Origin of the sequence: Mycobacterium montefiorense, assembly GCF_003112775.1 — a bacterium.
Classification (GTDB): domain Bacteria; phylum Actinomycetota; class Actinomycetes; order Mycobacteriales; family Mycobacteriaceae; genus Mycobacterium; species Mycobacterium montefiorense.
Genome location: NZ_BFCH01000018.1, coordinates 343,717 through 361,667 on the forward strand (window position 1 = coordinate 343,717; position 17,951 = coordinate 361,667).

Annotated in this window: 2 protein-coding genes; both read left to right on the plus strand. The window is 66.3% G+C overall.

Features of this window, described 5'->3' with window-relative positions; genetic code table 11:
- Nucleotides 1-4 precede the first annotated feature (4 nt).
- Nucleotides 5-10,270, plus strand: a complete 10,266-nt coding sequence (locus DB708_RS14290) for a non-ribosomal peptide synthetase (protein ID WP_108924231.1) — start codon at nt 5-7, stop codon at nt 10,268-10,270.
- Entirely contained in the window at nt 10,270-17,940 is a 7,671-nt protein-coding gene (locus DB708_RS14295; RefSeq protein WP_108922815.1) for a non-ribosomal peptide synthetase, read from the plus strand. Before DB708_RS14290 ends, DB708_RS14295 begins: the two co-directional genes overlap by 1 nt.
- Nucleotides 17,941-17,951 lie beyond the last annotated feature (11 nt).

Here is a 17,951-nt window from a genome sequence, read left to right on the forward strand (position 1 = left end):
TCACATGGAACGTGGTGAGCAGACACACCCGCTGACGCGTGGGCAGCTGGACATTTGGCTGTCGCAGGAAACCGGCTTTGCCGGCACCGAGTGGCAGCTCGGCCTTTTGGTGCGCATCGAGGGTGACGTCGATCGCGATGTGCTGCAGCAGGCGATCCGCCAAGTGGTCGCCGAAGCCGAATCCGGCCGGGTCGCGTTCTTCGAAGCGGATGGCCACGTTTTGCAAAAGGCTGTCGATTATCCGGATACCGAGCTGGGTTTCTATGATTTAAGAGGCGCGGAGGATCCTGTTCGAAAAGCCCGCGAAACGGCATCGTCAATTCAACGTACGCCAATGCCATTCTCTGGTCCGCTTTTCATATTTGCGTTATTCCAAACACAAGACAGTGAATTCTATTTGTTTGCTTGCTGTCACCACATCGCGGTGGACGGCATGGGCATGGCCCTGGTGAGTCGCCGGGTTGCCACCATCTACTCAGCGCTGGTCGCCGGTGAGCCGGCGCCCGACGCGTATTTCAGCTCCTTGCAGGACTTGATCGACTGCGAGTCCGGCTACGAGGCGTCCCCCGACTATCAGGACGACCAGGCCTATTGGCAGGAACACCTGCCCTCGGAAAGCGGATTCCATCACCGGCTACCTCAGGCCACGGCCGAGCGCGACCCCTATCTGACTTCCGCGTCGGTTCAGGTGGACCCGGCGGTCGTGGGCCGAATGCAGCAATTGACGAAACAGCTTCGGGTACGCCGGTATTCGGCTATTACCGCCGCGTGTGCGCTGCTGGTACGCGGATGGTCTGGGAACGCTTCCGAGGTGGTGCTCGATTTCCCGGTCAGCCGCCGGGTGACCGAAGCATCGAGGAAACTGCCCGCGATGCTTGCCGGAGTTGTTCCGTTGGTCTTGACGACATCACCGGAGTCGACGGTTGCCGACTTCGTTGCCCATGTCGACACGCGAATTCGGGAGTTGTTGCAGCATCAGCGTTTCCCGGTGCACGCCCTCGAAGGTGAGGGTGGCGCCAGACAGGACGCGAATCGTGTGGGCGTCAACTTCATCCCGTCGCGCCTGACCCTGAACCTTGCCGGTGCTCCGGCGCATGCGTCGTACACCAACCACGGCCCGGTTGGCCACTTCGGATTTTTCTTCCTCGGTGCCGGCGATCAGCTCCACCTGAGCACGGCCGGTCCGGGGCAGCCGTTCGCGAATTTCGCCGTCCCCGATCTTGCCGCGCGGTTGCAGCGCGTCCTGTTGGCGATGGTCGAGAACCCCGACGCGCCGCTGTCGTCGATCGAGGCTCTGGACGCCGGTGACTCGGCCCGCCTTGACGAGATCGGTAACCGCGCGGTGCTGACCGAATCGGCCACGGCGAAGCTGTCGATTCCGGCGGTGTTCAGCGGACACGTCGAGCGCACCCCCGAGGCAGTGGCGGTCACTTTCGAGGGCCGATCCACCACCTATCGGGAACTCGACGAGGCGGCTAATCGATTGGCGCACTTGCTGGCCAGCGAAGGCGTGGGCCCCGGCCACTGTGTGGCCCTTCAGTTTTCCCGTTCGGCCGACGCGATCATCGCGATCCTGGCGGTGTTGAAGACCGGTGCTGCGTATCTGCCGATCGACCCGGCACTGCCTTCGGCGCGAACGGAGTTCATGGTCGCCGACGCCGCGCCGACCGCGGTGGTTACTACCGCCGATCTCCTGTCGCGGTTGAACGGCCGGGATCTGGTGGTCATCGACGTCGCTGATCCGCGTGTCGCGACGCAGCCCAGCACCGCATTGCCGCCGCCGGACCCGGACAATATCGCCCATATTATCTACACGTCCGGCACCACCGGCACTCCCAAAGGTGTTGCCGTCACGCATCACAACGTCACGCAGCTGTTCGCCAGCTTCGATGCCGGCCTGCCGCGGACCGGGGTGTGGTCGCAGTGCCACTCGCTGTCCTTCGACTTCTCGGTGTGGGAGATCTGGGCTGCCCTGCTCGGGGGCAGGCGCCTGGTTGTGGTGCCCGAGTCGGTGACTCGCTCACCGGAAGACTTCCACGCCTTGCTGGTTGGCGAACACGTCAGCGTGCTCACCCAGACACCCTCTGCGGTCGGGATGCTCTCGCCCGAGGGTTTGGAGACGGCGGCGTTGGTGGTCGCGGGCGAGGCCTGCCCACCCGAGGTCATGGACCAATGGGCACCCGGACGGGTGATGATCAATGGCTACGGCCCCACCGAGACCACGGTCTGTGTGGCGATCAGCGCTCCACTGGTGCCCGGATCCGGCGTGGTGCCGATCGGTTCGCCGGTCCCCGGTGCGGCGTTATTCGTGCTGGACCGATGGCTGAAGCCGGTGCCGCCGGGCGTCGTCGGTGAGTTGTATGTGGCGGGAGCCGGGGTGGCGTGTGGATACGTGCGCCGGGCCGGGCTGACCTCGTCGCGCTTCGTGGCGTGCCCGTTCGGGCAGCCGGGGGATCGGATGTATCGCACTGGAGACCTGGTCTCGTGGGGCGACGATGGACAGCTGCTCTACCTCGGTCGCGCAGACGAACAGGTCAAGATCCGCGGGTACCGCATCGAGTTGGGTGAGGTGCAAGCCGCGCTCGCCGCGCTGGACGACGTCAAGCAGGCGGCCGTCATCGCCCGCGAGGACCGTCCCGGCGACAAGCGCCTGGTCGGCTATGTCACCGGCACCATCGACCCCGCCGCGGCGCGGACGAGGCTGGCTGAGGGGCTGCCGGCCTATATGGTCCCGGCCGCGGTGGTCGTCCTGGACTCGTTGCCGCTGACCCCCAACGGCAAGCTCGACACTCGCGCCCTGCCGGCGCCCGAGTACCACAACGTCGGTGGCGCTTACCGTGCTCCGACAACCGCGGTCGAAGAGGTCCTGGCCGCCATCTACTCCGAAATTCTGGGTCTCGAGCGAGTCGGGATCGATGACTCATTCTTCGACCTGGGCGGCGACAGCATTCTGTCCATGCAGGTGGTGGCCCGGGCCCGGGCGGCGGGTGTGCTGCTGCGTCCGCGGGACGTTTATGTCGAGCAGAGCGTGGCCCGGCTGGCCCAGGTTGCCAGCGTCGCCACCGGTGAGATCGGTGCGACCGACGAGGGTCTCGGCGAGGTGGTGGCCACACCGATCATCCGTTGGCTACAGGACACCGACGGCCCGGTCGAACAGTTCAACCAGTCGATGGTGGTGCAGGCGCCCACAGGAGTGAGCGAAGCCGACGTTGCGGTGGTGTTGCAGGCGTTGGTCGATCGTCATGCCACGCTGCGGATGCGCGCCGATGATGACGGTGTCGGCGGCTGGTCGCTGTGGGTGCCCGACGTCGGGTCGGTGAACGCTTCCGGTCTGGTGCAGTCGGTCGAGGTGCTGTCCGACGAGGCGCTCGTCGAAGCGCGGTCGCGGCTGAACCCGTCCACCGGGACGATGCTCAGCGCGCTGTGGGTCACCTCGACGTCGCAGTTGGCCTTGATCATTCATCACCTGGCCGTCGATGGGGTGTCGTGGCGAATCCTGTTGGAGGACCTCAACATTGCGTGGGCCCAACATCACAGCGGGCAGGACGTGGAGCTGCCGGCACCGGGCACGTCCTTCGCCCGCTGGTCGGCACTGCTCGAAGAGCACGCCCGCTCCGAGGCCGTCGTGCGGCAAGCGGACGCCTGGCGGCAGGTGGCGTCGATCCCGGCCGTGTTGCCGGCGGTGCAGCCCGCGGTGGACACGCACGCCAGCGCCGGGCGGTTGTCAGTAGACCTGGATGTCGACACGACGCGTCAGATCCTGGGCGAGGTTCCGGCCGCGTTTCACGCTGGGGTGCAAGACATTCTGTTGATCGCGTTCGGGTTGGCCTGGGCGGAATTCCTGGGCTCCCCGGGCAAGCCGCTGGGTATCGACGTCGAAGGCCACGGGCGCAACGAAGAGCTGACTCCCTACGTCGACCTGTCGCGCACGCTCGGGTGGTTCACCACCAAGTACCCGGTGTCGTTGACCGTCGGCGGGCTGGACTGGGCCCGGGTCACCGCCGGCGACCCGGCACTCGGTGCCGTCATCAAGGAAGCCAAGGAACAGCTGCGCGCTCTGCCCGATGGGCTGACCTACGGTCTGCTGCGCTACCTGAACCCCGAGGTAGACCTGGCCGGATCCGACCCGGCGATCGGGTTCAACTACTTGGGCCGCATGGGCGCCTCGGCGGCCGAGCTCTCTGAAGATCTTTGGCGGGTCAGCCAGGAAAGCCTCGACCTGGCCGCCGCGGCCGCGGCGATACCCATGCCGCTGGCACACACCGTGGAGCTCAATGCCGGCACGATCGACAGCGACGCCGGGCCGCATTTGCACGCCAACTGGACCTGGGCCCCTTCAGCTCTCGACGAGACCCAGATCAACAGGCTCAGCCAACTCTGGTTCGACGCGCTTGTCGGCATCTGCGCGCATGTCCGTAGCGGTGGCGGCGGGCTGACACCGTCCGACGTTGCCCCGGCCCGTCTGAGCCAGCAGCAAATCGACGACCTGTCCCGGCAGATCCGCATCGCCGATGTGCTCCCGCTGACCCCCGTGCAGCAGGGACTGTTGTTCCACGCCGCGATCGCGGAAGGCTCCGGCGACGACCTGTATGCGGTGCAACTGGGTATCACCGTCACCGGCCCGCTCGACCAGAAGCGGCTGCGCGAGGCCGTGCAGTCGGTGGTCAATCGCCACCCCAACCTGGCGGCGCGGTTCAGCCAACAGTTCGACGAGCCGATCCAGATCATTCCGGCCGAGCCCGTCATGGCGTGGCAGTACGCCGAAATGAGCGGTGCCGACCCCGAAGTCGATCGGCGGGTCCAGCAGCTGTGCGCCGACGAACGCGCCGCCGTCTGCGACATCGCCGACGCGCCGGCGTTCCGGGTGGCGCTGATCCGTACCGGAGACAACCGGCACCGGTTTGTGCTGACCATTCACCACATCGTGATTGATGGCTGGTCGCTGCCGATCCTGCTGCAGGAGATCTTCACGCTTTACTACGGGCAGCGGTTGCCCGCGGCCCCGTCGTATCGAAGCTTTGTCACCTGGCTGGCCGAGCAGGATCGCGATGCGGCCCAAGCGGCGTGGGGCGAGCTGCTGGCCGGCTTCGACACGCCCACGTTGGTGAGCCCGCCGGGGCAGGCGGCTGAGCGCGGCGTCGAATCGTATCGGGTTGGTGCCGATACCACCGGAGCCCTGACCGAGCTGGCCCGCTCGCATCAGACCACCGTGAGTAACGTGCTGCAGGCGGCGTGGGCGCAGGTGCTGATGTGGCTGACGGGCCATCAGGATGTCGCCTTTGGCACTGCTGTTTCCGGCCGGCCGACCGAGTTGCCCGGCGCGGAAGCGCTGGTGGGTCTGTTGATCAACACGATTCCGGTGCGCGCCAACGCTTCAGCGACGACGACCGTTGCCGACCTGATGGGCCAGCTGCAGCGGGCGCGCAACGACACCCTCGAGTACGACCACCTGGCGTTGCGGGACATTCACCGCGTCACCGGTCACGACCAGCTGTTCGACACGCTTTTCCTCTACGAGAACTACCCTGTCGACGCCGGCGCTCTGTTGGGCGTCCACGAATTGGCCATCACCGACTTCAGCAGTCGCGAATTCAACCACTACCCGCTGTCGGTCGTGGTGACACCGGGCCACGAACTGAGCCTGCGCGTCGAGTTCGACACCCAGGTCTTCGATGTGGCCACCGTCGACGCACTGATCGAGCGGTTGCGGCGGGTGTTGGTCACCATGACCACCGATCCCACGCGACGCTTGTCGGCGATCGATCTTCTTGACAGCGAAGAGCATTCGCGACTTGAGGAGTGGGGCAACCGCGCGGTGCTGACGCAGCCCGCGAGTGCTCCGGTGTCGATTCCCGAGCTGTTCGCCGCACAGGTCGCCCGCGCCCCTGAGGCCGTCGCGGTCAACTGCGGGGATCGCTCCTGGACCTACCGCGAGCTCGACGAGGCCGTAAATCGGTTGGCGCACTTGCTATCCGACCGCGGCGCAGGCCCCGGCGAACGAGTGGCGGTGCTGCACAATCGATCCGCCGAGGCGATTGTGTCGCTGCTGGCGGTGTTGAAGACCGGGGCGGCTTATCTGCCGATGGACCCCGCGCACCCGACGGCGCGGATGGAGTTCATGCTTTCCGACGCCGCGCCGATCGCTGCCGTCACCACGGCGGACCTGCGGCCGCGGCTGGACGCGGCCGACGTGGCGGTCATCGATATCGACGACCCAGCCGTCAGCGCGGCGCCCGACACCGCATTGCCGACCCCTGCAGCCGACCACGTTGCCTACATCATCTACACCTCGGGAACCACTGGTAAGCCCAAGGGTGTGGCTGTCACGCATCGCAACGTGACGCAGTTGCTGGAGTCCCTCGACGCCGAGATGGAGCTGGGACAGGTTTGGACACAGTGCCATTCGCTGGCCTTCGACTACTCGGTGTGGGAGATCTGGGGTGCCTTGCTGCACGGCGGCCGGGTGGTCGTGGTGCCCGACTCGATCGTCCGCTCGCCGGAAGACCTGCACGCCTTGCTGGTCAGCGAACAGGTCAGCGTCTTGAGTCAGACACCGTCGGCGTTCTATGCGCTGCAAGCCGCCGATGCGCTGCAGCCGGAGCTCGGCCAGCAACTGAAACTTCAAACTGTGGTCTTCGGTGGCGAAGCGCTTGAGCCACAACGGCTTCAGACGTGGTTGCACAATCACCCGGGGCTGCCGCGCATGATCAACATGTACGGCATCACCGAGACCACCGTGCACGCGTCGTTCCGGGAGATCGTCGACGCCGACGTCGAGAGCAACAACAGCCCGATCGGGGTGCCGCTGGCGCATCTGGCCTTCTTCGTGCTGGACGGCTGGCTGCGGCCCGTCGCGCCCGGGGTGGTCGGCGAGTTGTATGTGGCCGGCGCCGGTGTGGCGGGCGGATATCTCGGCCGGCCGGACTTGACGACGACGCGGTTCGTCGCCTGCCCGTTCGGCAGACCCGGATCGCGGATGTATCGGACCGGAGACCTGGTGTCCTGGGGTACCGACGGGCAGCTGCGCTACCTGGGTCGCGCCGACAAGCAGGTCAAGATTCGCGGCTACCGCATCGAACTGGGCGAGATCCAGGCAGCGCTGGCCGGTTTGGACGGGGTAGGACAGGCGGCGGTGATCGCTCGCGAGGACCGCCCCGGCGACAAGCGCCTAGTCGGCTATATCACGGGAACCGCGGACCCGAACGAGATCCGCAGCCAGTTGGCCGAGCGGCTCCCGACGTACATGGTGCCGGTCGCGGTGGTGGTGCTGGACTCGCTGCCGCTGACGGTCAACGGAAAACTCGACACCCGCGCCCTGCCCGCGCCGGAATACCAAGGTGTCGACAGTTATCGCGCCCCGGCCGACGCGGTCGAAGAGATCTTGGCCGGGATTTACGCCCAGGTGCTCGGAGTTGAGCGGGTCGGAGTGGACGACTCCTTCTTCGATCTTGGCGGCGACAGCATCTTGTCGATGCAGGTGGTAGCCCGGGCCCGTGCGGCCGGTGTGGTGTGCCGTCCCCGTGACGTTTTCGTCGAGCAGACCGTGGCCCGGCTGGCCCGGGTGGCCAGCCGGGCCGGCGAAGGCGGCGGCGCGGCCGACGAGGGTCTGGGCGAGGTGGTGGCCACCCCGATCATTCGCTGGCTGCGTGACACCGATGGCCCGGTCGAGCAGTTCAACCAGACGATGGTGGTGCAGGCTCCCGACGGAGTGACCGAGGCCGACGTGGCCTTGGTGCTGCAGGCGTTGGTGGATCGCCACGCCATGTTGCGGCTGCGCGTCGACGACGACGGCGCCGGTGGTTGGTCGTTGTGGGTCCCCGAGGTGGGCTCGGTGGATGCAGGGTCACTGCTGCAGTCGGTCGACGTGTTGTTCGACGAGGCGCTTGTCCAAGCGCGGTCGCGGTTGAACCTGTCCGCCGGTGTGATGCTCAGTGCGGTGTGGGCCAACTCCACGTCGCAATTGGTGCTGATCGTTCATCACCTGGCCGTTGATGGTGTGTCATGGCGAATCTTGTTGGAAGACCTCAACATTGGCTGGGCTCAGCATCACAGCGGGCAAGAGGTGGCGTTGCCGGTACCGGGCACGTCGTTCGCCCGCTGGTCGTCGCTGATTGCCGAGCATGCGCGCGTTCCCGAGGTGGTAGCCCAGGCAGAGGCGTGGCGGCAGGTGGCTGCCGTGCCCGCCGCGCTGCCGGCAGTACAGCCGGCGGACACGTTTGACACGGCCGGACAACTGTCGGTCGGGCTGGACGTCGAGACGACCCGGCTGCTGTTGGGTGAGGTGCCGGCGGCGTTTCACGCTGGGGTGCAAGACATTCTGTTGATTGGGTTCGCGTTGGCCTGGACGGAGCTCCTGGGCAACGGCGGGGTGCCGATCGGTATCGATGTCGAGAGTCACGGCCGGCACGAGGAGTTGGCTGCTGATGTGGACCTGTCGCGCACGGTCGGGTGGTTCACTACCAAGTACCCGGTGTCGCTGGCCGTCGGCGGTCTGGACTGGGCGCAGGTGGTGGCCGGTGAGGCCGCGCTGGGTCCGGTGATCAAGGACGCCAAGGAGCAGCTGCGCGGCTTGCCCGATGCACTGACCTACGGTCTGCTGCGCTACTTGAACCCCGATGTCGACTTGGACGGAGCCGACCCGGCGATCGGCTTCAACTACCTGGGCCGGCTGGGCGCGGGCGCGGCCGACCTCTCCGGTGACCTGTGGGGCATCTCCCAGGACGACTTGGCGGCGGTGGCGGCGGCGACAGCTGTCGCCATGCCGCTGGCGCACACCGTCGAGCTCAACGCCGGCACCATGGACACCGAGAGTGGCCCGCAGTTGCAGGCCAACTGGACATGGGCATCGTCGGCGCTTGATGAGGCGCAGGTTAATCAATTGAGCCAGTTGTGGTTTGACGCGCTATCGGGCATCTGCGAGCACGTGCGTGGTGGTGGCGGCGGCCTGACGCCGTCCGACCTTGCGCCCGCCCGGATGAGCCAGCAGCAGATCGACGAACTGCAACAGCTCGACCAGATCGCCGACGTGCTGCCGTTGACCCCGCTGCAGCAGGGCCTGTTCTTCCACGCCAGTACCGCGGAGGACCTCGGCGTCAGCGGCGACGATCTGTATGCGGTGCAACTGGACATCAACATCAGCGGTGCCGTCGATTCCGACCGGCTGCGCGATGCGGTGCATGCCGTCGTCACCCGGCACCCGCACCTGGTGGCTCGCTTCAGCGGCGAGTTCGACGAGCCACTGCAGATTCTGCCGGCCGAGCCCGAGTTGACTTGGCAGTACCTCGAATTGGACGGTGACGTCGACGAGCAGGTTGAGCAGGTGGCCGCGGCCGAGCGTGCCGCCGTCTGCGATCTCGTCGATAAGCCGGCCTTCCGGGCGGCGTTGCTGCGCACCGCGGAAGACCAGTATCGGTTTGTGCTGACCAATCACCACATCGTGCTGGATGGCTGGTCGAAACCGCTTCTGCTGCAAGAGATTTTCGCCAGTTACTACGGCCATCGGCTGCCCGCGGCCGTGTCGTACCGCAGGTTTGTCACCTGGCTCGCTGATCAGGATCGCAGTGCGGCCCGTGCGGCGTGGCGCGAGGTGTTCAATGGCTTTGACACCCCGGCCCTGGTCGGGCCGCCGCAACGGATGGGACTTGGGCCGCGAGGCGTCGAGGAGTTCCAGTTGTCCGCGGACACCACCCGCGCCCTGAGCGAGCTGGCCCGTTCCTGCCGCACCACCGTAAGCACGGTGCTGCAGGCGGCGTGGGCGCAGCTACTGATGCGGATGACCGGGCAGCCGGACGTCGCGTTCGGCACCGCGGTTTCGGGACGCCCGACTGATCTGCCGGGCGCGGAATCCATTGTCGGCCTGATGATCAACACGGTGCCGATCCGCGCCAACCTCAACTCGGCGACTACTATCGGCGACTTGCTCGACCAACTGCAGAACTCCTACACCGACACACTCGAACACCAGTATTTGGGGTTGAACGAAATTCACCGAATCACCGGGCACGACCAGCTGTTTGACACCATGTTCGTCTACGAGAACTACCCGATCGACGCCGCTGCGTTGTCGGGTGTCCAGGATCTGACGATCACCAGGTTCACGAACCGCGAATACAACCACTACCCGCTTTCAGTGCAAGCCGTACCGGGCCACGAACTGGGCCTGCGCGTCGAGTACGACACCGACGTCTTCGACAAGGCCAGCATCGAGACGCTGCTCGAGCGGTTGCGGCGGGTGCTGGTGGCCATGACCGATGACGCAGGGGACGAGTAATGGCCGACGGAAAACGGCGGCTCTTATCGATTGACCTCCTGGACGGTGGTGAGGCCGCGCAGTTAGATGATTGGGGCAACCGCGCGGTGCTGACCCGGCCGGTGACGGCCGTGACGATTCCGGAGCTATTCGCCGCGCAGGTCGCAGCGGCTCCTGAGGCAGTGGCGCTGGTGTGCGGTGACCGGTCGTGGACCTACCGCGAGGTCGATGAAATCGCGGAGCGATTGGCACGGGTGCTAACCGGTCACGGCGCAAGCCCGGGTCAGACTGTGGCACTGCTATTTTCGCGGTCGGCCGAGGCGATCGTGTCGATGGTCGCGGTGCACAAGGCCGGAGCTGCCTACTTGCCGATCGACCCGGCATTGCCGGACGCGCGAGTGGAGTTCATGCTCGGCGATGCCGCACCGGTGGCCGCGGTCACGACGGCGGCACTGCGGTCGCGCTTGGATGGAGCCGATCTGGTCGTCGTCGACTTCGACGAACCGGGCGCCGACCCCGACACGAAGTTGTCGGCGCCGGCACCGGAGGATCTGGCGTACATGATTTACACCTCGGGTACGACCGGGGTGCCCAAGGGCGTGGCGATCACCCAACAGAACGCGACGTCGTTACTGGAAAAGCTGCACGCGGGTGTGTCGTCGGGCTCGGGACAGGTGTGGTCGCAATGGCATTCCTATAGCTTCGACGTCTCGGTGTGGGAGATTTTCGGCTGCCTGCTGCACGGCGGGCGGCTGGTGATCGTCCCCGAGACCGTGGCGAGTTCACCGGAGGACCTGCACTCCCTGCTGGTCGCCGAAAAGGTCAGCGTTCTATGCCAAACCCCTTCTGCGGCAGCGATGTTGTCGTCGGAGGGCTTGGAGTCCGCGGCGGTGTTCGTGGCTGGCGAGGCGCTGCCGTCCGAGGTGGTGGACCGATGGGCGCCGGGGCGGGTGCTTATCAACGCCTATGGCCCGACCGAGGGCACCATCTATGCGGCGATGAGCACATCGTTGACGCCCGATTCGGGCGCGCCGATCGGTTCGCCGGTGCCGGGTGCGGCGTTGTTCGTGTTGGACAAGTGGTTACGGCCGACACTTGAGGGCGTCACGGGTGAGTTGTACATCGCCGGTCGTGGTGTGGCGGTCGGCTACTTGCGTCGGTCTCCATTGACGGCGTCGCGGTTTGTGGCGTGTCCGTTCGGTGGGCCTGGGGCTCGGATGTATCGCACCGGTGACTTGGTGCGCTGGGGCTCCGATGGGCAGTTGCAGTACCTGGGCCGTGCCGACGAGCAGGTCAAGATCCGCGGCTACCGCATCGAATTGGGTGAGGTACAAGCAGCTTTGGCCGCCATCGATGGGGTGCAGGCCGCCGCGGTGATCGCTCGCGAGGACCGTCCGGGCGACAAGCGGCTGGTCGGCTACGTGACCGTCACCTCGGCGGCCGAGCCGGCCCAGATGCGCGCCGCACTGGCCGATCGGTTGCCGGCCTACATGGTCCCCACGGCCGTCGTGGTGCTCGACACGCTGCCGCTGACGGTCAACGGCAAACTCGACAAACGCGTCCTGCCTGCACCTGAATACGCTGGCGGCGGCGAATACCGCGCTCCATCCGACGCGGTCGAGGAGATCCTCGCCGAGATTTACGCCCAGGTGCTCGGAGTCGAGAAGGTCGGAGTCGACGACTCCTTCTTCGACCTGGGTGGCGACAGCATCCTGTCGATGCAGGTAGCGGCCCGGGCTCGGGCCGCCGGCGTGTTGTGCCGTCCCCGTGACATTTTCGTCGAGCAGACCGTGGCGCGAGTGGCCCGGGTGGCCACGATGACCGATGGCGCCGACGGCGTGGTCGATGAGGGGATCGGGGAGGTGGTGGCCACCCCGATCATCCGCTGGCTGCAAGGCGTGGTGGGCCCCGTCGAACAGTTCAACCAGACGATGGTGGTGCAGGCGCCGACCGGGGTGACCGAAGCCGACGTGGCACCGGTACTGCAGGCGTTGGTGGATCGGCATGCCACCTTGCGGTTGCGTGTCGAGGATGACGACGCGGGCGAGTGGTCGCTTGCGGTACCCGAAGTCGGGACTGAGGACGCCGCCGGTCTGGTGGCGTCGGTCGATGTGCTGTCCGACGAGGCTCTCGTCGAGGCGCGGTCGCGGTTGAACCCGGCCGCCGGAGTGATGTTGAGCGCGTTGTGGGTTGGCTCCACGTCCCAGTTGGTGTTGATCATTCATCACCTGGCCGTCGATGGCGTGTCATGGCGAATCTTGTTGGAAGACCTCAATATTGCGTGGGCTCAGCACCACAGCGGACAGCCGATGGCATTACCCCCGGGCGGGACGTCGTTTGCCCGGTGGTCGTCGCTGCTCGAAGATCACGCGCAGCTTCCCGCCGTCGTGGAGCAGGCCGAGGCGTGGCGGCGAGTGGCATCGGTCCCGGCCGCGTTGCCGGCGGTGCGCCCCGAGGTGGACACCTACGTCACCGCTGAACAGATGTCGGCGGAGCTCGATGTCGAGACGACCCGGCTGCTGCTGGGTGAGGTGCCGGCGGCGTTTCACGCTGGGGTGCAAGACATTCTGTTGATTGCGTTCGGGTTGGCCTGGACGGAGTTCCTGGACAACGGCGGGGCGCCGATCGGCATCGGGGTCGAGGGACACGGGCGCCACGAGGAACTGGCGCCCAACGTCGACCTGTCGCGCACGGTCGGCTGGTTCACCACCAAGTACCCGGTCTCGCTGGCCGTCGGTGGCCTGGACTGGGCGCAGGTGATGGCCGGTGACACGGCGCTGGGCCCGTTGATCAAGGACGCCAAGGAGCAGCTGCGCGGCCTGCCCGATCCGCTGACCTACGGTCTGCTGCGCTACGCGAACAAGGACGTGGACCTGCAGGGGAATGACCCGGCGATCGGGTTCAACTACCTGGGCCGGCTGGGCGCGGGTACCGCGGCCGAACTCACCGGCGATTTGTGGCGGATCTCCGAAGAAGGCTTGTCGGTCGCCGGCGCGGCGACCGCGGTACCGCTGCCACTCATGCACACCGTTGACCTCAACGCCGGGACCATGGATACCGAAGCGGGCCCGCATCTGCACGCCAGCTGGACATGGGCGCCCTCGGCGCTGGACGGCGAACAGATCAGCCGCCTGAGCCAGCTGTGGTTTGAGGCGCTGACCGGTATCTGCGCGCACGTGCGCAATGGCGGGGGAGGCTTGACCCCGTCCGACCTTGCGCCCGCACGCCTGAGCCAGCAGCAGCTCAACGAACTCGAGCAGCAGTACAGTCTCGCCGACGTATTGCCGCTGACCCCCGTGCAGCAGGGGCTGCTGTTCCACGCCAGTATCGCCCAGGGCGGTGACAACGGCGACGACGTATATGCGGTGCAGTTGGGCATCACTGTGGCCGGCGCCATCGACCCACACCGGCTGCGCGACGCGGTCCAGACCGTGGTCAACCGGCACCCCAACCTGGCCGCGCGATTCTGCGCTCAATTCGACGAGCCGTTGCAGGTCATTCCCGCCGAACCGGTCATGGCCTGGCGGTACATCCAGCTGGACAGCGACGAAATCGGCCATGACGAGCAGGTCGACCGGCTGTGCGCCGCGGAACGGGACGCCGTCAGCGACCTGGCCGCCCGGCCGGCCTTCCGCGCCGCGTTGATCCGGATCGCTGACAACAAGCATCGATTTGTGCTCACCAACCATCACATCGTGATGGACGGGTGGTCGCTGCCGATCCTGCTGCGCGAAATCTTCGCCAGCTACTACGGTGAACGCTTGCCGGCGCCCGCGTCGTACCGCAGCATTCTCACCTGGCTCGCGGCCCAGGACCGCGGTGCGGCCCAGGCAGCGTGGCGTCAGATGCTCGACGGCTTCGACAACCCGACCCTGGTAGGCCCCGCAACCCGGCTGGGACTCGGCCGCCGGCGCGTCGATTCGTATCGGGTGTCCGTCGAGACCACCAGGGAGTTGAGCACGCTGGCCCGCTCCTGCCACACCACCGTCAACACGGTGCTGCAGGCCGCGTGGGCACAGCTGCTGATGTGGCTGACCGGCCAGCGTGACGTCGCATTCGGCACCGCGGTTTCGGGCCGGCCTCCCGAAGTGGTGGGCTCGGAATCGATTGTGGGCCTTCTGATTAACACGGTTCCGGTGCGGGCGAACACCACCGTGGCCACCACCATCGCCGACTTGCTGAAGCAGCTGCAGGACGCTCACAACAACAGGCTTGAGCACGAGCACCTGGGGCTTACCGACATTCACCGCGCGACCGGTCACGACCAGTTGTTCGACACCTTGTTCCTGTACGAGAACTACCCGATCGACACGAACGTGCCGGTGGGTGTCCACGAGCTGGCCATCACCGATGTCACCAACCGCGAGTACAACCACTACCCGCTGTCCGTAATGGCTTTGCCGGGCCACGAATTGGGCATTCGCGTCGAATACGACACCGATGTGTTCGACCCGGCCAGCATCGAGACGCTGGTCGAGCGGTTCCAGCGGGTCCTGGCCGCCATGACCGCCGACCCGACCCAGCGGTTGTCGTCGATGGATGTGCTGGATGCCGGTGAGCATGCCCGCCTGGACGAGTGGGGCAACCGTGCGGTGTTGACCCAGCCGGTGGTCGGGGCCACGACGATTCCGGAAATGTTTGCCGCGCAGATCTCGCGCACCCCGGACGGGGTAGCGCTGGTCGACGGTGAGCGGTCATGGACCTACCGCGAGCTCGACGAGGCGGCCGAGCGATTGGCGCGGGTGCTGGTCGACCGCGGTGCACGCCCGGGTGAGTGTGTGGCACTGCTGTTTTCGCGCTCGGCCGAGGCGATCATGGCGATGATCGCGGTGCTCAAGTCCGGAGCCGCCTACCTACCGATCGATCCGGTCATGCCCGATGCGCGACTGGAGTTCATGCTCGGCGATGCCACTCCCGTCGCGGCGGTCACCAACGCGGCCATGCGGTCCCGATTCGAGGGAGCCGACCTGCCGGTCATCGACGTCGACGACCCGGACCTGGCCGTCCCTTCGGACGTGACCTTGCCGGTGGCGGCGCCGGAGGATCTGGCCTACACGATCTACACCTCCGGTACGACCGGGGTGCCCAAGGGCGTCGCGATCACGCACGCGAATGCGACGTCGCTGCTGGAATCGCCCGACCCTAATGCGCCCACCGGGCCGGATCAGGTGTGGTCCCAGTGGCACTCCTACAGCTTCGACGTCTCGGTGTGGGAGATCTTCAATGCCCTGCTCCACGGCGCGCGGCTGGTCGTGGTGCCCGAGTCGGCAGTGGCTTCTGCCCACGAACTGCGCGACCTGCTGATCGCCGAACAGGTCACCGTGGTGGGCCAAACCCCGTCGGCGCTGGCGATGATGCCGGGCGAGGGGCTGGAGTCCGCGACGCTGGTGATGGCGGGGGAGGCCACCCCGAACGAAGTAGTGGATCGTTGGGCGTCGGGGCGGGTGATGATCAACGCCTACGGTCCGACCGAGGCCACGATCTATGCCGCGATCAGTGCGCCGTTCGCGGTCGGCGGGGGCGCGCCGATCGGTGTGCCGATCCCGGGTGCGGCGTTGTTTGTGCTGGACAAATGGCTGCGGCCGGCGCCCGAGGGTGTGGTCGGTGAGTTGTACATCGCGGGTCGCGGTGTAGCCGTCGGCTATCTGCGCCGGCCCGGCTTGACCTCGTCGCGGTTTGTGGCGTGTCCGTTCGGTGGGCCTGGGGCTCGGATGTATCGCACGGGTGACTTGGTGCGCTGGGGCTCCGATGGGCAGTTGCAGTACCTCGGTCGTGCCGACGAGCAGGTCAAGATCCGTGGCTACCGCATCGAATTGGGTGAGGTACAAGCAGCTTTGGCCGCCCTCGATGGGGTGCAGGCCGCCGCGGTGATCGCTCGCGAGGATCGTCCGGGCGACAAGCGGCTGGTCGGGTATGTGACCGTCACCGGGGACGTCGACCCGGCGCAGATGCGCGCCGCGCTGGCTGAGCGGTTGCCGCCTTACATGGTCCCCACGGCCGTCGTGGTGCTCGACACGTTGCCGCGAACGGTCAACGGAAAACTCGACAAACGCGCGCTTCCCGCACCCGAATACCAGAATGTTCTCCGTTACACGCCGCCCGCTACGCCCACCGAGGAGATCGTGGCCGGGATCTACGGCCAGGTGCTGGGCCTGGAGCGGGTTGGCGTCGAGAACTCCTTCTTCGACCTGGGCGGCGATTCGCTGTCGGCTATGCGCGTCGTCGCCGCGATCAACACGGCGTTCGATGCCAACCTGTCGGTGCGCACTCTGTTCGAGGGGCCGTCGGTCCGAAGCGTGAGTGGGCGTTTGGACAGCAACGTCGACTCGGACGAGGAATCCGACCGGCACGGACCGAGTTATGTTGCCGTGCATGGCCGCGACACCGAGGGGCTTCGCGCCAGCGACCTGATGCTGGACAAGTTCATCGACGACACGACGCTCAACGATGCACCGACACTGCCCGGCCCGAGTGCCGAGGCGCGCACGGTGTTGTTGACCGGGTCGACCGGTTTCTTGGGCCGCTATCTGGCCCTGGAGTGGCTCAAGCAACTGAAACGCGTTGACGGCAAGCTGATCTGCCTGGTGCGAGCCAGCTCTGATCAAGAGGCGTGGAATCGGCTGGAGAAGACCTTTGACAGCGGGGACCCGCAGCTGGTGGAGCACTTCCATCAGCTGGCCGCCGACCATCTCGAGGTCGTCGCCGGCGACAAGGGCGAGGCCAACCTCGGCCTGGACGAGCAGACCTGGCAGCGGCTGGCCGACACCGTCGATCTGATCGTCGACTCGGCCGCTGTGGTCAACGGTGTGTTGCCCTATCGGGAGTTGTTCGGGCCCAACGTTGTCGGCACCGCCGAGCTGCTCAAGTTCGCGCTGACCACGCGGATGAAGCCCTACGCGTACGTGTCGACGTCGGACCTGGGTCGCCAGGTTGAGCCGGCGCTGTTCACCGAGGATGCCGACATCCGGGTCGTAAGTCCTACCCGCGTCCTCGACGGCAGTTACGCCAACGGCTACGGCAACAGCAAGTGGGCGGGTGAGGTACTGCTGCGAGAGGCCAATGAGCAGTTCGGGCTTCCGGTTTCGGTATTCCGCAGCGACATGATCCTGTCCGACGTCAGCTATGCGGGCCAGTTCAACGTGACCGATATCGTCACCCGAATGATTCTGAGCCTGGTGTCCACCGGCGTCGCTCCCGGCTCGTTCTACCAGCTCGACGAGAACGGCAACCGGCAACGGGCCCACTTCGACGGGCTGCCGGTCGAGTTCGTCGCCGAGGCGATCGCAACCCTGGGTGCCCAGGTGGTCGACGGGTTCGAGACCTATCACGTGATGAATCCGCACGACGACGGCATCGGAATCGACACGTACGTCGACTGGCTGATCGATGCCGGCTATCCGATCCAGCGCATCGACGATTTCGGGGAGTGGGTGCGTCAGTTCGAGGCCGGCTTGCGTGCTCTGCCGGATCGGCAGCGTCAGCACTCGGTGCTGCAGATGCTGCAGTTGATGCTGCACAATCCCGACCAGATACAGGCGCTCGAGCCGACCCGTGGGTCGTTTGCGCCGACCGACCGTTTCCGTGCCGCGGTGCAGGAAGCGAAAATCGGCCCGGACAATGACACCCCGCACATCTCGGCACCGGTCATCATCAAGTACGTCACCGACCTACAGCTGGTGGGATTGCTGTAGTCGAACCCGGC